This window comes from Paenibacillus turpanensis (assembly GCF_011421635.1).
Classification (GTDB): Bacteria; Bacillota; Bacilli; order Paenibacillales; family YIM-B00363; genus Paenibacillus_AK; species Paenibacillus_AK turpanensis.
This window is the reverse complement of the sequence record NZ_WTLI01000017.1, coordinates 1-23,516: the sequence shown is the minus strand read 5'-3', so window position 1 is coordinate 23,516 and position 23,516 is coordinate 1. Positions and strand designations below refer to the sequence as shown.

Genomic DNA, 23,516 nt, shown 5'->3' with positions numbered 1-23,516 from the left:
TAAATTCGTCTGCCTCGTTCCCTCTTACCTTATGGAGATTGAATCATGCGAAGCAGCAGCGCTGCTGCTTCCGCACGTGTTGTGCGATCCAGCGGTGCAAAGTCGCCCTGCTCACGCCCCTGCACAAAGCCCTGCTGCCGCGCAGCCTCCGCATAGCCTGCGGCCCACTGCGGAATCACACCGATATCGGAGAATGTTTCATCCTCCGTTTCCGCTGCAGCCGGTTCAAGCCCCGCAGCTTTAGCGGCCAGCGTAATCATCTCGGCCCGCGTTACATAATCGTTCGGACGCAGCGTGCCGTCCTCGTATCCGCCTACGATGCCTAATGCTTTTGCCGCGGCTACCTTATCCATCGCCCAGTCTGGGATGCTTTCCGCATCTGTAAACGTTGGGGCTGCTGATGCAGGAGATCCATTGTCCGCCCCGCTCTTTGCTGCATTCATCAGCATTACGATGAACTGAACACGCGTTATCGCTTCATCCGGCTGGAATGTGCCGTCGACGTAACCACTGACGATGCCGCATTCCTTGGCTTCGACAACTACATCTTCCGCCCAATGCCCCTGCATATCGGCAAAAGCGCCGGACGATGCCGCGGAGTCCTGCGTACCGGAATCCTGCTCGCATCCCCTAAATCCTAGCTCTCCCTTCGGCTGCTTCGCCGGTTCAGGCTTTGGTGCTTCGGGGCGAACCGGTTCAGGTTGAGCAGCCTCCTCAGGCAGCGGCACCTCGATCGGGGAATCGGATGAATCGTCGTCGGAGTCATCCATCCGGTTCACCACAACGGTATACGTCTTCTCCGCTGTTCCATCCAGAGCCGTAACTGTCAGGTTGATCGTATTCGCGCCAACCTGAAGGGGGATCGGCTCAACCGCTTGATCGCTTACCGCCGCCTTCCCGTTTATGCTAAGCCGCACCTCTGCCGGATCGTAAACCGCAGCCGTTACTGTCGTTTGCTCCGTCTCGTAGCTGACCCATGCCGTATACGATGTGACACCGCTGGTAAAAGCAGGGGCCAGTCTGCCATCGGTCAGCTCAAGGCCGGTTAAGGTCACATCAGGGATCGGCTTTCGGGTGACCTCGACCACATAGCTTTGAGTGGTCACGCGATCCTGCGCCGTTACCGTGACGGATATTGGATTGACGCCTACTTCCAGCGCAATCGGCTGGGACGGCTGCCCGTTTAGCAGCGGAACACCGTTTACGGCCAAGGTCGCATTCGGGTCGTAGACGGACGCCGTTACCGTCGTGCTGGCCGTTCCGTAGTTAACCTTCGTTTTGTAGCGAACGATGCCGCTGTCAAACGCAGGCTCAACCGCTCCCGCAGACAAGTCCAATCCGTTCAGCAGCACATTCGAGCTCGGCGCCCGATTCAAATCGACCTCGTACTTCTGCGTCGATACGCCGTCCTGCGCGGTTACAAGGATCGTAATCGGATTGCTTCCCACCGATAAGTCGACGGGCAGCGCTCCTTCCGGTCCGGCAAAAGGAGTGCCGTTTATTTCGATCCTTGCCTCAGCACTGGTTGCTCTTGCGCTGATCGTTGCTCTGTATACACTGTTCGCCACCGTGGCGGTATATTCCGTGATCCCTTCATCAAAAGCCGGAAGCAGCGCAGCCGGACTAACCGTAAGTTCACTCAAGCTGACAACACTTGAAGGACTTCGCTCGACCATTACCGTATAACGCCCAACGGTTTTCCCGTCCTGCGCCGTCACTTCAACCGTGAAGGTTTGCTTGCCGACAAGCAGACCGACTGGACCTGTCACACCTTGACCGTCCTGCAAAATACGTACCGATGCATTCGGATCCAGCGCCGCTGCAGTAATCACAGTGCTCGACAACGAATACGGGACCTTCGCCGTGTAGGAGTATGTCGAGCTTGTTACCGTTTCGTTCAGCTCGATGCCGCTCAGCTTAAGCATGCCAAGTCCGGCATTATCGGACACGATGCGGAACGAATGCTCATCTGTAAGCTCGCTCGCATTGCCCGCCGCATCCACAGCCTGCACTTGAACGGTATGCGGGCCGACATTCAGCACACCGGTAGGCGTGAAGCTCCACGCGCCGCTTCCGTTCGCCTGCACCTTATTCGCAAGAGTACCGTCCAGGTATACGCTCACCGTTACACTTGCTTCCGAGGTTCCCGAGATGGAAAGCTCGGCCATCGCCGTTGCGGTATCCTTCGCCGGGGAAACCACTACCGGAGCTGCAGGCGCTGTCGTATCAACCGTAAACGCCACACCCTCCGAAGCCGGTCCCACATTGCCCGCCGCATCTACAGCCGCCGCCTTGACGGTATGTAGGCCATCCGTCAGTGCGCTGCTCGGCGTAAAGCTCCAGCTGCCACTGTCGTCAGCCATCACCGTTCCAGCAGCCTCTGCGCCATCCAGCGTAATACGGACAGCAGCGCCCGCCTCGGCAAGTCCGTGAATCGTCGGCTGATCTAGATTCAGCTGCGCCGCCTTCGCGGGACTAGTAATCGTCGGAGCCGCCGGAGCCGCTGTATCCACCGTAAAACGAACGGCCCCCGACGCCGGACTTACATTGCCCGCCGCATCCTTTGCGTCCGCTTCAATGTTATAAACTCCATCGGCCAGCGCGGCAGCCGGTGTATACAACCAATTCCCGCTTCCGTCAGCAGTGACCACCGCCAGATCGTTGCCATCCAGACGGATGGAAACGGCAGCCCCCGCTTCAGCGGTACCCGATATGACCGGACGGGTTTCGTATGTGAAGCTCCCGCTCTGCGGTGTCAGCACGAGAGGGGCTCCCGGCGCCACGGTATCCTGCTTCCACGTAACCTCGGATGACAACGGACCCACATTTCCTGCCGCATCCTCCGCTTCTGCTTTCAACGTATGCGCCCCATCCGCCAACGGAGTGGTCAATACGAAGCTCCAAGCTCCACTGCCATCGGCAGCGGCCGTACCCATTAACGAAGCATCAATATAAAGCTTCACGACCGAAAGAGCTTCCGCCTGCCCCGTAAGAACCGGCTTTGCCTTGTTCAATACAGCGCCGTTCGCCGGTGAGTGGATCGCCGGGGCGGCCGGCGCCGTCGTATCCACCGTAAAGGATACGCTCGCAGTTACCGGACTTTCATTGCCTGCGGTATCCTTGGCAAAAGCCGTGACCGTATGCACGCCATCCGCCAATGCGGAAGACGGCGTATAAGACCACTGCCCGCCGCCAGCGGCCAGCGGAGAAAGCAAATTACCGTCCAGCCGAAGCGTGACGCTGCTTCCCGCTTCCGCCGTCCCTTGAATAGCCGGCTTGTTATTCCCCGTAGTCCCGCCTTGAACCGGCGTTACGATAACCGGAACCGCAGGCGCGGTACGGTCGATTTGCACCACTGCCATGGAAACGGAGCTGACGTTGCCCACAAGGTCAACCGCCCTGGCATTTACTGTGGTGAGCCCTTCCGAGGTGATGGAAATCGGAGCGCTGTACGGCGTCCATCCAAGCGTGCTGGCCCCAGATAGGCTGTATTCTATTTGCTTAAAGCCCGATCCGCCATCCGATCCCCCATCTATGGATACGGAAACAGCTGCAGCAGACGTCGTTCCCGTCGTCTCCGGTGTAATCATCGGCTGCGCTGGCGCCGTTCGGTCGATGGATATGACGGCTGTACGAACGAGGCTGCTGTTTCCGGCATGATCGATTGTTCTTGCGCTGATCGTCGTTACACCCTCTACGGTCACTTCTCCTGTTAGACGAGCAGTCCAGCCTGCAGTCGACGCACCGGACAAGCTGTATTCCGTCCGGTTTATACCGGAGCCAGAGTCATTACCGGGTGTAATTGTGAATGGCACGCTGGAGGCGGAAGTCCAATCCGTTGTTCCCGCGCCAATTGTAGGCATGGACGGCAGCGTTTTGTCGATTAAATAATTCGCATCGGCGGATGCGCTGACGTTCCCCGCATGATCCACCGTACGCGCCGACAATGTTGTGTTCCCTTCCGCTGTAATCGAAATCGGCCCGGTATAAGTCTTCCAGTCCTCCGTAGTTGCTCCTGACATGCTGTATTCCACACGCGATGCTCCCGATGCCGCATCGCCTCCCGGGGACAGAGTCACAGTAATGTTCGACGACGTCCATTCTCCGCCGGAAGGACTCATTCCCGGTGCGGCAGGAGCCGTCCGATCTATTTTCACCGTGCCGGATGATACTGCACTGACATTACCCGCATTGTCGATGACCCGGGCATTCACCGTTGTCTGACCCTCGGCGGATACCGGGAATGGAACCGAGTAAACGGTCCAGCCCTTGGTTGTCGCTCCGCTCAAACTGTATTCTAACCGATTCATGCCGGAGCCCGAATCAGGGCCTGTGTCCAGCGTCACGTTGACGTTGGGAGCGGAAGTCCAAGTCGTTACCTCCGGGATTACGCTAGGAACGGCAGGCTGTGTTTTATCGATCATCACCGCAATAGAGCTGGCCGTACTTATGTTGCCCGCGTTGTCTATCGTTCGAGCGTAGACTGTGGTATATCCCTCTGCGCTTACCGTGATCGGTCCACTGTAAGTCGTCCAGTTTAAGGTTGACGCCCCAATCAATCGGTATTCTGTCCGATTCACTCCGGAGCCTCCGCTGTCCGTACCTGGTGCTACGGTAACGGATACATTCTCTTTACTCCAGCTCGTTGTAGAAGAGGTTAAAGAGGGGACCGTAGGCAAAGTTTTATCAATCGAAATGACTGCTGTACTTTCACTGCTCACATTGCCCGCTTTATCGACTGCCCGTGCCCGGATCGTCGTCTGACCCTCCGCACTAATCGTTGTAGTTCCCGTATATCTTGTCCAGCCAAGAGTAGTCGCTCCCGACAAGCTGAATTCCGTATAATTTAATCCAGAGGCTCCCGGATCGCTTGCAGATATAGTAAAAGTGACATGCTTCGCGGCCCAGGACTCTGCTGAGCGGCTAATGACAGGAGCAGTCGGCGGGGTACGATCGATAGAGACCGTTCCAGTAGCCAAAGGACTTATGTTGCCGGAGTTATCAACGGTCCGGGCACTGACACTGGTTTGCCCCGAATTCGTAATGGAAATCGTTTCACCCGGCTGATACGTAGTCCAACCTTTTGTCGTTGCCCCTGAGAGCATATACTCCACATGTTTTACTCCCGAGCCCACATCTGTTCCCGGTGTAAACGTAATCGCAGCGTCGGATGTACTCCATCCCTGATTCGCCCCATGGATCACCGGAGCGGTTGGATCGTCAAAGTCAATCGTAAGCTTATATACTTTGTTGCTCCACTTATAATTTAGATTCTCATACCCGCCAAACACATAGACTTTATCGCCAACCGGTACCAGGCTCGGGCGCTCTTTTAAGTTGACTGGAATTGCTGAATCCTTTTTCCATGTATCGGTTTCGGGGTCATACAGAAAAAAGTGTGTGGGCGACATCAGCAGTACTTTGCCATTGGGCAGTGTCACCTGCGTATGTCTGACCAGGAGCTCCGAAAAACGAAAGTCAGCTGTCTTCGTCCATGTATTTTTCGAGGGATCATAAATGTATGCTTCATTAAATGGACCACCTTCTCCCCCGGTTACAAGAACGCGTCCATCGTTTAAGGTGCTCTGTGCCGCACCGTAAACTCCATTAGGCAGAGGCGCCACTTCCTGCCAGCTATCCGTCGAGGGGGTGTAGATATACGCATTGTTGTAAATTTCCCCATATCTCCCCATCTCAGTGGAACCGCCTACGATCATCACTCGACCGTCCTTCAGCGTGCTTTGACTATTGTCGAACATTGCTGCTTTTGGGATATTTGCCGCATCCGTCCAACTGTTCGTAGCAGGATTGTAGATCCGTGAGCGATTGTTATAAGTATTCGAAATGCCCGAAGCCGGCGCCGGATCATAATACTGCCCGCCGGTTACAAACACTCTTCCGTCGTTCAGCATGGACTGTCTGTGATACCCCAGCTGCAAAGCTGCGGCACCGCCGCTCCATGTCTGAGTGGACGGATGAAAGACATAGGAATGGGAAGCAAACCCATACATGTTTTTAAGTCCGCCGGTAACCAATATATCGTTGCCCAAAAAGTACAAACTCGCGTATGGACTTTCCAGAGTTTCAGGCATATTGGCTGATTCCGGCAGTGCCTCCATCATTACGGCTGCATGAGCCTGACGATTCCAGCCGGCAAGCGTGCACACCAGCATGACTGCTGTGAGTATAATCAGCCTTTGGCATAATTTTGCTGTCAATTTGATAACCTCCCTATAAAAATCGGGTTTCCCCCCAGCCAATCATAAAAAAAAATGTCATTTCTATGAATTGACAAATGTTAATTGCTCCATAGTTTTATATAATGGAATACATAGAAAGATTCATCAGCAAAAATTCATGCTCCCGCGAGGTAACCATGATAGAATCGACAAGCCCTGTCTTACTCAAGACCAAAATTACAATTCCTGTGCCTAAAGAGACCCAGATCCCGCGGGAACGTCTTATCGACTCCATTACAGCCGGTATAAAAGGCCGGCTCACTTTGGTCTATGCTCCTGCCGGATTCGGCAAAACAACGCTTCTGGCCCAATGGGCGCATACGGAGAAGCGGCGCTGCGCCTGGCTATCCTTAGATGAGATGGATAACGACTCCATCCGGTTTTGGCGTTATTTCGTCCATTCCTTAGCAGAGGTTGTTCCCAAGACTACCCGCGAACGTATACTCAGCCTTTCCCATTTGCTCCCGAGCCTATCAATCTATTCGTTTCTCGATTCTCTTGTAAACGAACTCTTTTCCCAATCCGAAACTGTAACGATCATTATAGATGACTATCACAGCATTCATGAGCAACAAATTCACGATAGTCTCTCCTATTTCATCGATTACCTGCCGCCCACTGCACACATCATTCTTTCGTCCCGTAACGAGCCTCCCTTTCCGACGATCAAATGGAGGGCCCAGAATGAACGCAATGACATCGGTATGCTGCAGCTGCAATTCAACCAGGATGAAACGGAGCTGTTTTGCCGCGATTCGGTAGATAGTAGGCTGTCTGATCGACACATCGAACAGCTTCGTTTGCGTACGGAGGGATGGATTACCGGATTACAGCTCGTCACGCTCTCCCTTCGTTCCGAAATCGATTATGAGCGGTATATCCAACAATTTAGCGGGGATCAGCGAAATGTGACCGACTTTTTATTCCATGAGGTTTTCACTAAACTTCCGGCTGACATTTGCGATTTTTTAATAAAAACCTCTATCCTGCAACGGATGGATTCTTATATGTGTGATGCAGTCACGAAAGGGTCAAAAAGCCATCAATTGCTGGATGCCGTAAAAACAATGAATTTATTTTTGATTCCGCTTGACGATAAGGATTGCTGGTTCCGATACCACCACTTGTTTTCGCAGTTTCTGCAGGGATTGTTTAAGAAAAAGGATCCTGAGCAATGGCTGCAAACGAATCGTTTGGCCAGTCAATGCTTCGCCGAGCGGGGATTCATGGATGAGGCGCTTCACCACGCATATGAGGCGCGGGATTTTGATTTGATGCAGGTGTATTTGGAGCGCTGCATTCCGACCGTGCTTAAACAGGGGGAACTAAGAACACTGCTGCATTGGTTCCAGTGCTTTCCTTCGGAGTTTACTTTTACCCCCGAGCTTTCCCTGCTGTATGCTTTTATTCTCGTTCAGACGGGGGCGTGGCAGCAGGCCGAGGGAAGACTGGATACCATCGAGCATGCTCTCGGCTCCGTGGAACAAATCGACAGAAGGAAGCAGCTGCAAAGCGGTCTTCTCTTTGTTCGATCCAATCTCATGTTTTTAACCGGTGACTTCAAAAAATGGTTTGCGTTCATCGAGGGAATTCTGGATCAAATGCTGCCGGAAGATCCGATTTACTACAATTTTAACTATAATATTACCGAGCCGCTCGTCAGACGAACTCCGCTTGGTCTTAAAGGCAGTCTATCTCAAGATACCGAGTCCATCGGCCGGATGTTTAGCGGTGTGCTCCAGTCCCACGGCTGGCAGGATTCGCTGATCAACTTATATGTCATCCAGTCGTTATGCGAGGGGTTTTACGAGTGGAATCGGCTCGAGGAAAGCCGAGAGCTTTTGCTGCAAATCGAAAGAGTCGTTGTGACCAAGCCTATCGACGGATTATGGATTCCGGCGGCAATCACCGGAGCTTTGCTGGATCTAACGGAAGAGCGTACTGAGCTGGCACACGATCGGGTTGATCAAGCAATATCTGCCCTAGATCATGGCTCCGAGCCCCATTGGCTTTCCTATTTGATTGCCTTCAAAACTAGATTGTTATTGCGTGAAAATCGACTCTCTGCAGCAAAAAAGCAATTTTCCAGGCTAGGTGTATCCCCCGCGGATAAGCCTACCTTTAATCAAGAATATGTTTATGTCACCCTTGCGCGTTTGCTCGGTAAACAGCATAAAGAATCCGAGGCCCTGCGCCTGCTCGAACTGCTTAAACCCCAATCGCTGAGAGAGCAGCTTTGGTCAAGTTTAGTAGAAATATCGAACCTGCAGGCTTTGTTCGAATATCAGCGCGGACAACGCTCGAGAGCATTCGCTTTTCTTCATGAGGCGCTTGTGATCGGCGAAACAAACGGATATATTCGAAGCTTTGTTGACGAAGGCGCAAAGATGAAGGAGCTTTTATCTGTTTATTTTAGAGCGCTAGTAAAAAATAACGGTGAGGTTATGCCTTTTGATAGAGCTGAGGAGTATGTCCGTATGCTGATCGAATCGTTTCCTCGCAGCAACAAATCGGAAGCCAGCTTGCCTTCCGAAATCATTGAGCCCTTGAGCGACAGTGAACGAAGCATCCTCCGTTATTTGCAGCAGGGTGCAGCCAACAAGCAAATTGCTCGAGAGCTTGGTTTATCCGAGGGAACGATAAGAGTGTATTTATCCCGCCTGTACGATAAGCTCGGCGTCACCTCACGCACACAAGCCGTTTTCACAGCACAAAACCTGAAGCTGCTTGATTAGGCATGAAGCTTCTCTGCCAATGAAAAAAAGCCTTGATCCGCCGGGTGTCCCTCATTCCCATCGGATTCAAGGCTTTTTTAACGTTCATTTAGCCGCTATCAGTCGCAATCCTGTTCCGGATTACATAGCTTTTCCGCATACTGGATAATCTATATTTTAATCATGATTTTCATTACAAAAGCACCTTGATAGGAGGTTCAACATGATGGAAGAGCTGATGCAATTCGTTTTACAACATCGAATAGGCATTGTCCTCATCACCGGGACGATTTTTGCCGTATATTTCGTGATCGTCAACCGTAACCAACTGCTTTATAACAGTTCAAATCCTCCGTCCGAAAACGAAGAGTAGCGCATCCCTTCCGCCACACGGGCATCGTCCGCCTCCACATAGGCAGGCTTCCCGCTTTACAGTGCCTTCGCGCCGATATCCGTGCGGTAGTGCTTGCCCTCGTATCGGATCCGGTCTACATCCGCATACGCCTTCGCGCGCGCTTCCTGGAACGTTGCGCCAACGGCTGTAACACCCAGCAGGCGTCCGCCGTTCGTCACTACCTCGCCGTTCGCGTTCAGCGCGGTGCCGGCGTGGAACACGATGGACTCCTGAACCTCGTCCAGTCCAGTAATAACATCGCCCTTCTTATACGGACCCGGATACCCTCCGGCCGACAGCACGACACAAACCGCCGCACTATCGCTCCACTGAATATCCATATCGGCCAAGCGCCCGTTTACCGTCGCCATCATGATATCGATCAAATCCGTCTCCAGCCTTGCCAGTACGACCTGCGTTTCCGGATCGCCAAAGCGGCAGTTGAACTCGATTGTCTTCGGCCCCTGCGGCGTCATCATCAGTCCCGCGAACAGTACGCCGCGGAACGGACGGCCTTCCTGCACCATCGCCTTCGCTGTCGGCTCAATAATCGTGCGAACCGCCTCGTCGATCAGCTCCTGCGAGAACTGCGGCACCGGCGAATACGTGCCCATGCCGCCCGTGTTCGGACCGCGGTCGCCGTCATATGCCGGCTTATGGTCCTGTGCCGCCGCCATCGGGCGCACCGTCTCGCCGTCGACGAATGCCAAGATCGACAGCTCCTGGCCGGTCAAGAACTCCTCGACCACGACCTGATTGCCCGCGTCGCCGAACTGCTTGTCGACCATAATGACGCGCAGCGCTTCCTCCGCTTCTTCAAGCGTCGCCGCTACCGTTACACCTTTGCCGGCCGCCAAGCCGTCGGCCTTAATGACAATCGGCGCGCCCTGCTTGCGCACATACGCGAGCGCCTCATCATACGATTCGAACGTCTCGTACGCCGCCGTCGGAATCGCATACTTATGCAGCAGGTCCTTCGTAAACACCTTGCTGCCTTCAATTTCAGCCGCATTCTTCCGCGGACCGAATACCGGAATTTGCTTCGCTTCCATGTAATCGACGATGCCTGCGAACAACGGATCCTCCGGACCTACAACGACCAAATCGATCGCATGATCGACCGCAAACTCCGCCAGCTCCTGAAACTGATGCTCGTTAAGAGGAACATTTTCCGCCAATTGCCCGATTCCTGCATTGCCGGGTGCGCAGTACACCTTCTCCACGTTGGATGACTTCAGCAAGGACCAAATGATCGCATGCTCTCTCCCGCCTCGACCGATTACCAATACGCGCACGGTTAGATCCCCTCTCCCTTTACCCATTAGTGTTTAAAATGACGCACGCCGGTGAACACCATTGCAATACCGTGCTCATTCGCCGCTTTAATCGATTCCTCGTCCTTGATCGAGCCGCCCGGCTGAATGATCGCCGTTATGCCGGCCTTCGCCGCCAGCTCCACCGTATCGCCCATCGGGAAGAACGCATCGGATGCAAGCACCGCGCCCTTCGCCTTGTCGCCAGCCTGCTCAATCGCAATGCGCGCAGCGCCGACACGGTTCATTTGCCCCGCTCCTACGCCGATCGTCATGTTATCGCGGGCCAGCGTTATCGCATTCGATTTCACATGCTTAACAACCTTCCATGCAAAAAGCAGCTGCTTCAGCTCTTCCTCGGTCGGAGCGCGGTCCGTCACCGTTTTCAGCTCAGAAGGGGTAATTTGAAGTGTGTCGCTTTCCTGCACCAGCAGGCCTCCTTCGACGGAGGTCACCACATGCTGCGGGTTTTTGCCGACGAGCGGAATGTCGCCCAAACGAAGCAGACGGATATTTTTCTTCTGCTTCAAAATCGTCAGCGCTTCCTCGGAAAAATCCGGTGCAAGCACGATTTCAAGGAAAATCTCGTTAAGCAGCTTCGCTGTTTCGCCGTCAATCACACGGTTGGCTGCTACAATGCCGCCGAAAATCGAAGTCGGATCGGCTTCATATGCCTTGCGGTACGCATCGAAAATCGATTCGCCAATGCCGACGCCGCACGGGTTCATATGCTTCACCGCGACAACCGAAGGCTCGTCAAACTCGCGTACGATTTGCAGCGCTGCATTCGCGTCGTTAATGTTGTTGTAGGAAAGCTCCTTGCCGTGCAGCTGCTCGGCTGTTGTGATGCTGCCGCTTGCCGCCAGAGGCTTCTTATAAAATGCCGCGGCCTGATGCGGGTTTTCCCCGTAGCGCAGCTCTTGGATTTTTTCAAACGTGATCGTATAACGCTCCGGCAGCTGCTCCCCGCCGGTTTGCTTCGTCAAATAGTCGCCGATCAGCGCGTCATACGCCGCTGTATGACGGAACACCTTCGCTGCAAGCTGCTTACGAAGCTCTAGCGTGGTGTCGCCGTTTGCCTTCAGCTGCTCCAGCACCGCCGGATAGTCCGCCGCATCCGTTACCACCGTAACAAACTTGTGGTTTTTCGCAGCGGAACGCAGCATCGAAGGGCCGCCGATATCGATATTTTCAATCGCCTCATCGTATTCTACATCCGGCTTCGCAATCGTTTGCTGGAACGGATACAGATTTACCGCCACGAGATCGATATATTCGAGCTCCAGATCCTTCATTTGTCCGACATGCTCCGCGTCGTCACGCACGGACAAGAGGCCTGCGTGCACCTTTGGATGAAGCGTTTTTACCCGGCCGTCGAGAATTTCCGGGAAGCCCGTTACATCGGAAATGCCGATAACCGGTACCCCTTCCTTTTCCAAAAGCGACTTCGTTCCCCCTGTGGAAATCACTTCAAACCCAAGCTCAGCCAGCGATTTTGCAAAATCAACGATGCCTGTTTTGTCGGACACGCTGATCAACGCTCTTTTGACCGCCACGTTTAATCCCCTCCCAATATAATTAATTCACAAACCCGATCTGTCGTTTATCCTGTTCAAAATCAACCGTAACCCGGCGTCCCTCCAGCTTCACGCGTCCCTCGCGGAACCAGCCGATGACCCTCGGATACATTTCCCGCTCCGTCTCATGAATCCGTTCACTGAGCGTATCCAGCGAATCGTTATCGTATATCGGCACTGTCCGCTGCGCAATAATCGGTCCGCTGTCCATCCCGCCGTCGACAAAATGAATCGTGACCCCAGTCACCTTCACGCCGTAATCGAACGCGTCGGCAATGCCTTTGGTCCCCGGAAACGAAGGCAGCAGCGCCGGATGAATGTTAATGATCCGGTTTTCAAACGGCTTCAGCAGCGTGTCTGTAACAAGGCGCATATACCCGGCCAGCACGACGAGGTCGATCTGCAGCTCCTGCATTTTCGCCACAATCTCACGTTCATACGCTTCCCGCGAGTCGTAATCCTTCGGCTTAAACACGAACGTCGGCACACCGGCCTGCTTCGCCCGCTCGATCACCTGTGCGGACGGCTTGTCGCAGACGAGCAGCTCAATGCTGACGTCCAGCTCCTTTACCTTTACCGCATCGACGATCGCCTGAAAATTTGTGCCGCCCCCGGAAGCAAAAACCGCGATGCGATACACGGACTGGCTCAAGCTCATAGCTGAACTCCTTGCATGTCGACAACCTGCGTCCCTTCCGTAATCGTGCCGAGACGATATGCCTGCTCGCCAAGCTCGTTCGCCTTTGCAATGACCGCGTCCGCCTGCTCCGCCGGAACGACAATTACCATACCGATACCCATGTTAAACGTGCGGAACAGGTCATGGTACGAAATATCGGTCTGACCGTAGTCCCCACCTTGGCGGATCAGGTCAAATACCGGCAAAATCGGCCAGCTGCCGAATTCAATCTGTGCGTTAACATTCGCCGGAAGCACGCGCGGAATGTTTTCAAGGAAGCCGCCGCCTGTAATATGGGCCAGGCCCTTCAGCTCGAAGCTTTCGATCAGCTTGAGCACCGAGCGTACGTAAAGCTTCGTCGGCGTCAGCAGAACCTCGCCGAGCGTTTTATCCGTCTGCAGCAGCTCCGGATAGCTGCGGTTCAGCTCCAGCTTGTAATCCTCCAGCAGGCGCTTGCGTACGAGCGAGTAGCCGTTGCTGTGGAAGCCGCTCGACGCAAGACCGATGATCGCGTCGCCCGGACGGATCGAGGAGCCGTCGATAATCTTCTTCTTATCGACGATGCCAACCGTAAAGCCTGCGATGTCGTATTCGCCGTCCTGGTACATGCCCGGCATCTCCGCTGTTTCGCCGCCGATCAATGCACAGCCGGACTGCTCGCAGCCGTCGGCAATGCCTTTGACGATCGCTTCGATCTTCTCCGGCACCACTTTGCCGCAGGCGAGGTAATCAAGGAAGAAGAGCGGCTCCGCGCCGGAAACGACGATGTCGTTCACGCACATCGCCACCGCGTCGATGCCGATCGTGTTATGGATATCGGCGGCAAACGCCAGCTTCAGCTTCGTTCCTACGCCGTCCGTTCCGGAAACGAGCACAGGCTCCTCGTATTTGTCCTTATTCAGCCCAAAAAGGCCGCCAAAGCCGCCAAGGCCGGTCAGCACTTCCGGACGGAACGTTTTCTTCACGTGCTTTTTCATCCGCTCCACTGCTTCATTGCCCGCTGTAATGTCGACCCCTGCTTGCTTGTATGCGTCAGCCACCGCGTTCCACTCCCCTTTGACCTTCAAAATAATAAGATTATGTAAGATGCAGGAAAGAGCCGCTTCCGGCTCTCCTGCTGATTTTTTTCTTCGTCGTTACAATCTACCGTGTCGGCTTAGCCGCAGCCCATTCCACAGCCGGCAGCCGCCTCTTCCCCGTTAAACTCCGTCTCCGTCGGGTACACATTATCGAAGCAGGCCGTGCAGTGCCCGCGATTCTCCTGACCCGCGCCATCGCGCCCGATCGAATCGAGCAGCCCTTCCTTCGATAGAAAATGCAGCGAATCCGCATTAATCATCTGCCGGATTTCCTCGACCGACTTCGAGGAAGCGACCAGCTCCTCCCGCGTCGGCGTATCAATTCCGTAGAAGCAAGGGTTCGCAAACGGCGGCGACGTAATCATCACATGCACCTCGACCGCTCCCGCTTCGCGCAGCAGATTAACAATCCGCCGCGACGTTGTGCCGCGTACGATCGAGTCGTCGATCATGACGACGCGCTTGCCTTCCACCACTTTCCGCACCGCGCTCAGCTTCATCTTTACGCCCTGCTCGCGGAGTTCCTGGCTCGGCTGAATAAAGGTACGGCCCGTATAACGGTTCTTGATCAGGCCAAGCTCATAGGGAATGCCGGTCTGCTCGGCATAGCCGATCGCAGCCGAAATACTGGAATCCGGCACGCCCGTCACCACATCGGCATCCACGAACATTTCCTGCGCCAGACGCTTGCCCATCCGTTTCCGTGCCGTGTGGATATTGATTTGGTCCATGTCGCTGTCCGGACGCGCAAAATAAATGTATTCCATCGCGCATACCGCGCGGCGCTGTCCTTCAATGTACTTCTCTTCGCGGACGAGCTTGCCGCCCTCGAAGGTGAGCACCTCGCCCGGCAGCACGTCGCGCACATACTCGCCGCCAACGGCGTCGAACGCGCATGTTTCCGAGGCGAACAAATACGCATCGCCGAGACGCCCCATCACAAACGGACGCAAACCGTGCGGATCAAGCGCCGCCACCATTTTGTCGTTCGTGATAATCAAGAAGGCGAACGCTCCCGTTACCTGCTTCAGCGCATGCTTCACCGATTCCGTAATATCGTCGTAAGGCGAGCGGGCGATCAAATGCGCCACAACCTCGGTATCACTTGACGTTTGGAAAATCGAGCCCTGCCTCTCCAGCTCCTTGCGGATTTGGCCTGCGTTCACGATATTTCCGTTTGTCGCAATGGCGAGATCGCCTTCCCGGTACTTAAACACGAGCGGCTGCGCATTAGCCAACTTGCTTTCCCCGGAAGTCGAATAGCGCACGTGGCCGATCGACACCGAGCCCTTCAGCTGCGCCAGCTGATCGCCGGCAAACACTTCCTTCACAAGCCCCATGCCGCGGTGGTAGTTGAACTCTCCATCGTCGGCAACGGTGCACATTCCGGCGCTTTCCTGGCCGCGGTGCTGCAGCGCATGAAGCCCGTAATAAGATAAGGAAGAGGCTTCGGGATGCCCATACACCCCGAAAACCCCGCATTCTTCCTTTAATTTATCGAACCACAGCTCGTCGCTGGGGTTATGTCCTGCGTTGTAAAATGGCCCCGTCCACAGCTTTACGCCTTCATCAGACATGGGATCGCATCCTTCCAAGTTTTCGTGAGGTGTTCCACAGAGGACTGGATGACAGATTTACCGTTTACTGCAATGTTTAGCTCGCTGCCTCTTACCGTACCGGCTTTGACGGCAGGTATGCCGTGCTCCGCCAGCAGCGCAAGCAGCTGATCGACCTTCTCCGGCGATGCGCTCAACACGATGCGGGACTGGCTTTCGCTGAACAAGAAAATATCGTTGCGAAGTCCGCTAGCATTCAAATCCACCGATGCGCCGACACGGCCGGAAATACAGCTTTCCGCCAGAGCAACCGCAAGGCCGCCTTCAGCAACGTCATGCGCCGATTTTACAAGGCCGCTTTGGATCGCCTTCAATACGGCTGCGAGCAGCTTCTTCTCTACCGCAAGGTCAACCACCGGCGGACGTCCTTCCGTTACGCCGTGAACGACATATTGGAATTCGCTGCCGCCAAGCTCCGCTTTCGTATCGCCAAGCACAACGATCACGTCGCCTTCCTGCTTAAAGCCCTGCGTCGTAATGTGGTCTAGGTCATGCACCAGACCAACCATCCCGACAACCGGCGTCGGGTAAATGGCGCCGCGCGCGCGCTCGTTGTACAAGCTGACGTTACCGCCGATGACCGGCGTATTCAGCTCACGGCACGCTTCCGCCATACCGTCCACCGATTTTTCCAGCTGCCAGAAAATTTCCGGCTTCTCCGGCGAACCGAAGTTCAGGTTGTCCGTAATCGCCAGCGGCTCACCGCCGGAGCACACAATATTACGTGCTGCTTCCGCCACTGCGATTCGTCCGCCCATTTCCGGGTCAAGATATACAAAACGTCCGTTGCAATCCGTCGTCATGGCCAGCGCCTTACGCGTTCCTTCCACGCCGACTACCGCCGCGTCTGAGCCCGGAGGCACATACGTATTCGTACGAACCATATAGTCGTATTGGTTGTAAACCCACTCTTTGCTTGCTACCGTCGGGCTAGCCAGTACCTTATCCAGCGCGCCGTTCAGATCGGTCACTTCAGCATAACGCGTTGTGTCCACCGAGGCATTTTCGCGGTAGTACTGCGGCTCCGCATTCGGCTTGTTATAGATCGGGCACGCTTCCGTAAGCGCATCGATCGGCATGTCCGCCGCCAGCTCGCCGTTATGGATCAAGCGAAGTCTGCCGTCATCCGTAACCCGGCCGACATTCGCGCAGATGAGACCCCAGCGGGTGAAAATTTCACGCGCCTGCTCCTCATGCTCCGGCTTCACGACAAACAGCATCCGCTCCTGCGATTCCGAAAGCATCATTTCATAAGGCGTCATGCCGACTTCACGCTGCGGAACATGATCAAGGTTCAGCTCAATGCCTGTGCCGCCTTTGCTCGCCATCTCTGCGGACGAACAAGTAAGGCCTGCTGCGCCCATATCCTGAATACCGACCACGATGCCGCTCTTAATCAGCTCAAGACAAGCTTCCATCACAAGCTTCTCCATGAACGGGTCGCCAACCTGAACCGCCGGACGCTTCGCCTCGGATTCTTCCGTCAGCTCCTCGGACGCGAACGTCGCGCCGTGAATTCCGTCGCGGCCTGTCGGTGGTCCGACATACAGCACCGGATTGCCGATCCCGCTCGCCACACCGCGCTGAATGTCCTTGTGGTCGATCAAGCCGACGCACATTGCGTTAACCAGCGGGTTGCCCTCATAGCTTTGGTCGAACATTACTTCGCCGCCGACCGTCGGGATGCCGATACAGTTGCCGTAGCCTGCGATCCCTGATACCACATGCTCAAACAAATAACGTACCCGCTCATTGGTAAGAGAACCGAAACGCAGCGAGTTCAGCACAGCCACCGGACGCGCGCCCATCGAGAAAATATCGCGGATAATGCCGCCTACGCCTGTCGCCGCGCCTTGGAACGGCTCGATCGCCGAAGGGTGGTTATGGCTCTCGATTTTAAATACAACCGCTTGTCCGTCGCCGATATCGACGATGCCCGCGCCTTCGCCCGGACCCATCAATACGCGAGGACCGCTTGTCGGGAACTTGCGCAGCACCGGCTTGGAATTTTTGTACGAGCAGTGCTCGGACCACATGACGCTGAATACGCCGATTTCTGTATAGTTTGGAAGACGGTTGCCCAAAAACTCGCAAACCTTTTCGTACTCTTCATCCGTAACGCCGAATTGGCGGTAAATTTTTTGCTCTTTAATTTGCTCCGCTGTCGGTTCTTTCGGAGCCGCTGCAACGTTATTAGACTGCTGCGCCATGTTTTTCCCTCCATGCGCTCAAAATCGACGTAAACATCCGCACGCCGTCTACGGAACCGAGCAGCTCGCTTACCGCGCGCTCCGGATGCGGCATCATGCCAAGCACATTACCGCGTTCATTCACAATTCCCGCGATATCCGATACCGATCCGTTCGGATTCGTTTCATACGTAAACACAATTTGATTGTTCGCCTGCAGCTTCGCAAGCGTCTCTGCATCACAGTAGTAATTTCCTTCGCCGTGAGCGATCGGAATATTGATAAGCTCGCCTTCGGAATAACCCGTTGTGTAAGGCGTTTGATGATTTACAACCTTAAGAAGCGAAGGATGACAGCGGAACTTCAACGACACGTTACGAAGCATTGCGCCTGGCAGCAGTCCCGACTCCAGCAAAATCTGGAACCCGTTGCAGATACCGAGCACGAACTTGCCCGCATCGGCCGCCTTCACAATCTCCTGCATCACAGGAGCAAACTGCGCAATGGCGCCGGTGCGAAGGTAATCCCCGTAAGAGAAGCCGCCCGGAAGCATAATCAGATCATATTTGGATAAGTCCGTCGAAGTGTGCCATACATACTCAACATTTCCGCCGACTGTCGTTTCGATCGCTTTCGCGCAGTCGATATCGCAGTTCGAGCCGGGGAATACGATAACCGCCGTATTCATTAGACTTCCTCCAGCTCGTAACGGTAATCTTCAACAACCGTGTTTGCCAGCAGCTTTTCGCACATCGTTTTCACGCGCTCTTCCGCTGCTTCCCGGCTTCCTGCGTCAAGCTTAAGCTCCATGTACTTGCCGATGCGCACGCTCTCCACTTCGTCGAAGCCCATCGCATGAAGCGAGCCGCGAACCGCGCTTCCTTGCGGGTCCAATACGTTTTGCTTAATTGTCACGTAAACCGTTGCCTTCCACATGTTAAAAAATCCTCCTCCGGGACCTCTCCCGTATCGTTTTTCGGATTACCGTACCGCTAGTTAACCTAATTACCCTTTAACGCCCTCATTTGTTAACCTGCGCAAAATGTCAATGTAACGTCTCGAGGTCGCTTCCACCACTTCGGCAGGCAGCGCCTCCGGCTCGCTATTTTTATCCCAATCCGTTCCGGACAAGTATGTCCGCACCGGCTCCTTGTCCATGCTGTCGATCTCGATGTCCAATCCGTAATTCTCCTTCGCCCAAAAGCGCGACGAATCCGGCGTTAACATTTCATCAATTAAAATAATTTCACCGTTTAAAAATCCGAATTCAAACTTGCAATCCGCCAGCAAAATACCGCGTTCCTCGCAGTACGCGCGCCCCAGCTCGTATAAACGAAGCGACCGCGCCTTTAGCTCTTCCGCAACCTTTTCCCCGACCAGCTCTTTCATTTTTTCAAAAGAAATGTCCTCGTCGTGCCCCACATCGTTCTTCGCCGCAGGTGTGAAAATCGGTTCTGGCAGCCGTTCGTTTTTGCGAAGTCCCGCCGGAAGCGGAATACCATTGACCTCGCCTGTCTGTTGGTATTGTCTCCAACCGCCGCCCGTGATATATCCGCGGACAACACATTCAATGTCGATACGTTCGGCCTTACGGGTCACCATGATGCGATGGCGCAGCAGCTCCGGTTCCGTTACAAGATCGCCCAGCTGATCAACCTCCGTATGCACAACGTGGTTCGGCTGAACGTCCTTCGTCATCTCAAACCAGTAGCGGCTGAGCAAGTTGAGCACATTCCCTTTATCCGGAACAGGCGGCTTCAGCACATAGTCGAAAGCCGAAATGCGGTCCGTCACGACGATCAAAAAATGCTCTCCCAGATCGTACAGCTCCCGAACCTTGCCTTTATACAAAAGCGGCGCCTTTACCAAATGGGACGCCGTGTACAGTGCGGTCATTGCGCGGCTCCTTCCTCATTCAGGCCAAGCTTTTGGAAAATCGTATCGACATGCTTGAGATGCCAGCTCGGATTAAAGCAATCCTCAATTTCCTCACGGCTCAGGACGCTCGTAATTTCCGAAGTCTCAAGCACGATTTCTTTAAAATGCTTCTGTGTTTCCCATGCCTGCATTGCACGCGGCTGCACTGTGTCGTACGCCTGCTCACGCGAGAAGCCTTTGTCAATCAGCTTAGTCATGACTCGGCCCGAGAACGGCACACCGAACGTGCGCTCCATGTTGCGCTTCATGTTTTCCGGGAACACCGTCAAATTGCCGATAATGTTGCCCAGACGGTTCAGCATGTAGTTCAGAAGGATCGTTGCATCCGGTAAAATGATCCGTTCCACAGAGGAGTGGGAGATATCGCGTTCATGCCAGAGCGGCACATTTTCGTAAGCCGAAACCATGTGGCCGCGAATGACGCGCGCCAAGCCGCTGATGTTTTCGCAGCCGATCGGGTTGCGCTTGTGAGGCATCGCGGACGAGCCTTTCTGCCCCTTCGCGAACGGCTCCTCCACCTCGCGCATTTCGCTCTTCTGGAGCGCGCGAATCTCGGTCGCAAATTTATCCAGCGACGTCGCGATCAGCGCCAGCGTCGCCATATATTCCGCATGACGGTCGCGCTGCAGCGTCTGCGTCGAAATCGGCGCTGCGCCGATGCCCAGCTTGTCGCACACGAACTGCTCCACGAACGGCTCGATATTGGCGTAGGTGCCTACCGCACCGCTGATTTTGCCGAATTGGACGCCGTTCGCAGCATGCTCGAAGCGCTCGAGGTTGCGCTTCATCTCTTCATACCAAAGCGCCAGCTTCAAGCCGAAGGTGGTCGGCTCGGCATGGACGCCATGTGTGCGGCCCATCATCGCCGTATTTTTATATTGAATCGCTTGCCTGCGCAAAATATCAATAAAGCGCTGCAAATCCTTCTTCAAAATGCTGTTTGCCTGCAGCAGCAGATAGCCCAGTGCAGTGTCCACGACGTCGGTAGAAGTCAAACCGTAGTGCACCCATTTGCGTTCTTCCCCAAGCGTTTCGGATACCGCGCGCGTAAACGCAATTACGTCATGGCGGGTTTCCTGCTCAATTTCATAAATACGGTCAATGTTAAACCCGGCATTCGCGCGCAGCTTTTGTACGTCTTCCTTCGGAATAACTCCAAGCTCCGCCCATGCTTCACAGGAGCAAATTTCTACTTCCAGCCATGCTTTAAATTTATTGTCCTCTGTCCAAATCGCGGCCATTTCCGGCCGGCTGTAACGCTCGATCATACGTCGTCACGCCTCCCATACGCCTAATTGTTGTACCCATTGCAGCGCCGTTTCTACGTCGTCGCAGGTAATATTGAGATGGCCCATCTTGCGGCCCGTCTTCGCTTCCTCTTTGCCGTACAAATGCAGGTTTACCCGCAGGCCTTCCGGCAGCTCGCGCTCGCCGCCATTCGTAAACCAATTCAGCAGCGGCTGCATATGCTCGCCCAGCACGTTTACCATCACAACGGGCGTAAGCAGCGTCGGCTTCGGCAGCGGCAGCCCGCATACCGCGCGGATATGCTGCTCGAACTGCGATACTGTACACGCGTCCTGCGTGTAGTGGCCCGAGTTATGCGGCCTCGGCGCCAGCTCGTTCACATAAAGCTTGTTTTCCGGCGTCAAAAACATTTCCACCGCCAGCAATCCCACCGCATTCATTGACGAAGCGATCGCTTCAGCCAGCTTTTGCGCTTCCGCCGCCACCTCCTGCGGAATCCTTGCCGGGACAATGGAGAGATGCAAAATATTGTTTACATGTATGTTCTCCGCAGGCGGGAACGTCCGGATTGACCCATCGGTACCTCTTGCGGCTATAACCGATATCTCTTTATGAAAATGAATGAATTGCTCAAGCACGAGCTCAACCTTGCCCGAACCAAGTGTTTCAAACGCTTGTCCTGCTTGTTCCGGCTGGCGAATGACGAACTGGCCCTTGCCATCGTAACCGCCCATAGCCGTTTTCAATACGCAAGGAGTACCAAAGCGCTGAATCGCGTGCTCCAAGTCGCTGAGGGTCTTGATCTCGGCATAGGGCGCAACCGGCACTCCAGCCGCCTCAATCGCTCGCTTCTCTCTCAGCCGATGCTGGGTCGTGTGCAGCAGCTCGCTGCCTTGCGGTACATAGGACTGCTCCATCAGCATCGCCGCCACCTCCGAGCTCACATTCTCGAACTCGTACGTAATGACGTCGGACAGCTCCGCCAGCTGCCTCGCCGCCTGCGCATCGCTGTATTCCGCCACGATTTGGCGGTCAGCAATATGAGAGCAGGGCGCATCGGGTGTCGGATCCAGCGTCACAAAGCGGTAGCCCATCGCACGGCCGGCTAACGCCATCATACGTCCTAGCTGGCCTCCTCCGAGCACACCGATCGTGGCTCCAGGAGCAATGACACGGTTATCGGTATTTTGCGTTTGTTGTGACTTCATGACCGTTTGCTCCGTCCCCTTATCCTTCTTTGATATATCAGCTTCTGTCGCTGCCACTTTGCCATCCACCGCCTTTTCGTATGTTTGTCTCCGTCCGAAAAGAACGTTCTATCGTAAAATACGGCTGCTGCCGCTTTCTAATCTTGACTGTACTACTGATGAGCTTTCAAAAAGCCTTATTTACGTCAGTTCACCGTTCTCGATCACTTCTTTACGAATCCGCTCGCGTCGTTCGGCCACACGCTTCTGTACCTTAGGGTCATAAGCACCGACCATCTGTGCGGCCAGCAGTCCCGCATTCGATGCTCCAGCGTTGCCGATTGCAACGGTTGCTACCGGAATCCCCGCTGGCATCTGTACAATGGAGAGCAGTGAATCGAGGCCATTCAAAGTCGAAGACTTCACGGGAACCCCAATAACCGGGAGTACTGTTTTCGCCGCAACCATACCCGGAAGATGAGCCGCTCCTCCAGCCCCAGCGATGATCACCTTAATTCCGCGCTCGGCAGCCTTTTCCGCATATTCAAACATTAAATCAGGAGTACGATGCGCCGATACCACCTTTTTCTCATAAGGAATTTCCAGTTCGTCAAGTACGCCGCATGCAAGCTTCATCGTATCCCAATCCGATTTACTCCCCATAATAACGCCAACCAAAATCGACATTGCCGTAACTCCCTTCTAAGTTTGAGCATTTCCGCCCTAAGAAAGCTTTTTATAAACCTAAGCCACTTTTTAAAGCAAACCATCTTCCTTGACAAATGGATTGATCCTGAATGGATGAGACTTTCAAGAACTTATAAATAGCATTTTGTAAAAATATAATGCTCAAACAAAAAAGCCCAGGTGCAGGTTGAACGATAAAAAACACCCTGACAGGCTAATGCTCTTCGGCTTTTTTAAAAGCCACAAGTAGTGGCCGTGATTGTATATTCAAATTGGCAATATTCGTAATAACACATTTGTTGGTATACCCTTCTCAACGGTTATTTAGCCGATATTTCACCGATTCCTTCACTGCCTCTTCAGTTTACCAAGCTGATTTCATCATGTCAACCAAAAACACGAACAATTGTATAACGTCAATTTAGAACGTTCGTATTTAGACTCAAATCAACTTGACAAACACAAGTTCTTTCGAACTATAGACGAAAATCTTCTCTAATCTACGTTAAGTAAGAGTGATAAAGCGCGTAGTCAATCATGACGAAATTTCAGTAACTACAACAAAAAAACGTTTCAAGGCATAAAAAAACACGCCGATCTATTATAGATCGACGTGTTTTATTTGCTTGGCGGCGTCCTACTCTCCCAGGACCCTG

15 protein-coding genes are annotated in these 23,516 nt (G+C 54.1%); 2 read left to right on the top strand and 13 right to left on the bottom strand.

Features of this window, described 5'->3' with window-relative positions; translation table 11 throughout:
• Positions 1-29: 29 nt before the first annotated feature.
• Positions 30-6,218, bottom strand: coding sequence for an OmpL47-type beta-barrel domain-containing protein (locus tag GQS10_RS15990; RefSeq protein ID WP_166243980.1), 6,189 nt, complete (start codon positions 6,216-6,218; stop codon positions 30-32).
• Positions 6,219-6,427: 209 nt separating this feature from the next.
• On the opposite strand from GQS10_RS15990, the gene GQS10_RS15985 reads away from it, so the two are divergent.
• On the top strand, positions 6,428-8,974 hold the full coding sequence (locus GQS10_RS15985; RefSeq protein WP_341805084.1) for a winged helix-turn-helix domain-containing protein: 2,547 nt from the start codon (positions 6,428-6,430) through the stop codon (positions 8,972-8,974).
• Positions 8,975-9,176: 202 nt separating this feature from the next.
• Complete coding sequence (locus GQS10_RS15980) at positions 9,177-9,326, top strand: hypothetical protein (RefSeq protein WP_207952306.1); 150 nt, start codon at positions 9,177-9,179, stop codon at positions 9,324-9,326.
• 56 nt (positions 9,327-9,382) lie between these two features.
• On the opposite strand, the gene purD is transcribed toward GQS10_RS15980, so the two are convergent.
• The 12 genes from purD to purE all read right to left on the bottom strand — a co-directional run bounded on the left by purD (position 9,383) and on the right by purE (position 22,860).
• Positions 9,383-10,642 (bottom strand): phosphoribosylamine--glycine ligase, encoded by a 1,260-nt coding sequence (gene purD, locus GQS10_RS15975; RefSeq protein WP_166243974.1) that lies wholly within the window; start codon positions 10,640-10,642, stop codon positions 9,383-9,385.
• Between the two features lie 26 nt (positions 10,643-10,668).
• Positions 10,669-12,216 (bottom strand): bifunctional phosphoribosylaminoimidazolecarboxamide formyltransferase/IMP cyclohydrolase, encoded by a 1,548-nt coding sequence (gene purH, locus GQS10_RS15970; RefSeq protein ID WP_166243972.1) that lies wholly within the window; start codon positions 12,214-12,216, stop codon positions 10,669-10,671.
• 22 nt (positions 12,217-12,238) lie between these two features.
• A complete protein-coding gene (gene purN, locus GQS10_RS15965) occupies positions 12,239-12,895 on the bottom strand; it encodes a phosphoribosylglycinamide formyltransferase (RefSeq protein ID WP_166243970.1) in 657 nt (218 codons plus the stop codon).
• A complete protein-coding gene (gene purM / locus GQS10_RS15960) occupies positions 12,892-13,956 on the bottom strand; it encodes a phosphoribosylformylglycinamidine cyclo-ligase (protein WP_166243968.1) in 1,065 nt (354 codons plus the stop codon). Before purM ends, purN begins: the two co-directional genes overlap by 4 nt.
• Positions 13,957-14,072: 116 nt before the next feature.
• The gene (gene purF / locus GQS10_RS15955) at positions 14,073-15,572 is read right to left on the bottom strand and encodes an amidophosphoribosyltransferase (RefSeq protein WP_166243966.1); all 1,500 of its coding nucleotides are present in this window, start codon (positions 15,570-15,572) and stop codon (positions 14,073-14,075) included.
• On the bottom strand, positions 15,554-17,821 hold the full coding sequence (gene purL, locus GQS10_RS15950; protein WP_166243964.1) for a phosphoribosylformylglycinamidine synthase subunit PurL: 2,268 nt from the start codon (positions 17,819-17,821) through the stop codon (positions 15,554-15,556). The genes purF and purL overlap by 19 nt, the downstream gene beginning before the upstream one ends.
• A complete protein-coding gene (gene purQ / locus GQS10_RS15945) occupies positions 17,805-18,488 on the bottom strand; it encodes a phosphoribosylformylglycinamidine synthase subunit PurQ (protein WP_166243962.1) in 684 nt (227 codons plus the stop codon). The genes purL and purQ overlap by 17 nt, the downstream gene beginning before the upstream one ends.
• Positions 18,488-18,736 (bottom strand): phosphoribosylformylglycinamidine synthase subunit PurS, encoded by a 249-nt coding sequence (gene purS, locus GQS10_RS15940; protein WP_166243960.1) that lies wholly within the window; start codon positions 18,734-18,736, stop codon positions 18,488-18,490. The genes purQ and purS overlap by 1 nt, the downstream gene beginning before the upstream one ends.
• A 69-nt stretch (positions 18,737-18,805) precedes the next feature.
• Positions 18,806-19,696, bottom strand: a complete 891-nt coding sequence (locus tag GQS10_RS15935) for a phosphoribosylaminoimidazolesuccinocarboxamide synthase (RefSeq protein ID WP_166243958.1) — start codon at positions 19,694-19,696, stop codon at positions 18,806-18,808.
• Positions 19,693-21,006: an adenylosuccinate lyase gene (gene purB / locus GQS10_RS15930; RefSeq protein WP_166243956.1), complete on the bottom strand. Its 1,314-nt coding sequence runs from the start codon at positions 21,004-21,006 to the stop codon at positions 19,693-19,695. The genes GQS10_RS15935 and purB overlap by 4 nt, the downstream gene beginning before the upstream one ends.
• A 6-nt stretch (positions 21,007-21,012) precedes the next feature.
• Positions 21,013-22,194 carry a 5-(carboxyamino)imidazole ribonucleotide synthase gene (gene purK / locus GQS10_RS15925; RefSeq protein WP_166244109.1) on the bottom strand — a complete coding sequence of 394 codons (1,182 nt, stop codon included), beginning with the start codon at positions 22,192-22,194 and terminating at the stop codon, positions 21,013-21,015.
• Positions 22,195-22,374: 180 nt separating this feature from the next.
• On the bottom strand, positions 22,375-22,860 hold the full coding sequence (gene purE / locus GQS10_RS15920) for a 5-(carboxyamino)imidazole ribonucleotide mutase (protein ID WP_166243954.1): 486 nt from the start codon (positions 22,858-22,860) through the stop codon (positions 22,375-22,377).
• Between the last annotated feature and the right edge of the window lie 656 nt (positions 22,861-23,516).

What these genes read in the sequence shown, in the direction of transcription:
- GQS10_RS15980 (WP_207952306.1), top strand. Translation starts at nt 9,177, where the DNA reads ATGATGGAAGAGCTGATGCAATTCGTTTTACAACATCGAATAGGCATT.
- purN (WP_166243970.1), bottom strand. Translation starts at nt 12,895, where the DNA reads ATGAGCTTGAGCCAGTCCGTGTATCGCATCGCGGTTTTTGCTTCCGGG.
- purF (WP_166243966.1), bottom strand. Translation starts at nt 15,572, where the DNA reads ATGTCTGATGAAGGCGTAAAGCTGTGGACGGGGCCATTTTACAACGCA.
- purL (WP_166243964.1), bottom strand. Translation starts at nt 17,821, where the DNA reads ATGGCGCAGCAGTCTAATAACGTTGCAGCGGCTCCGAAAGAACCGACA.
- purQ (WP_166243962.1), bottom strand. Translation starts at nt 18,488, where the DNA reads ATGAATACGGCGGTTATCGTATTCCCCGGCTCGAACTGCGATATCGAC.
- purS (WP_166243960.1), bottom strand. Translation starts at nt 18,736, where the DNA reads ATGTGGAAGGCAACGGTTTACGTGACAATTAAGCAAAACGTATTGGAC.
- GQS10_RS15935 (WP_166243958.1), bottom strand. Translation starts at nt 19,696, where the DNA reads ATGACCGCACTGTACACGGCGTCCCATTTGGTAAAGGCGCCGCTTTTG.
- purB (WP_166243956.1), bottom strand. Translation starts at nt 21,006, where the DNA reads ATGATCGAGCGTTACAGCCGGCCGGAAATGGCCGCGATTTGGACAGAG.
- purK (WP_166244109.1), bottom strand. Translation starts at nt 22,194, where the DNA reads ATGAAGTCACAACAAACGCAAAATACCGATAACCGTGTCATTGCTCCT.
- purE (WP_166243954.1), bottom strand. Translation starts at nt 22,860, where the DNA reads ATGTCGATTTTGGTTGGCGTTATTATGGGGAGTAAATCGGATTGGGAT.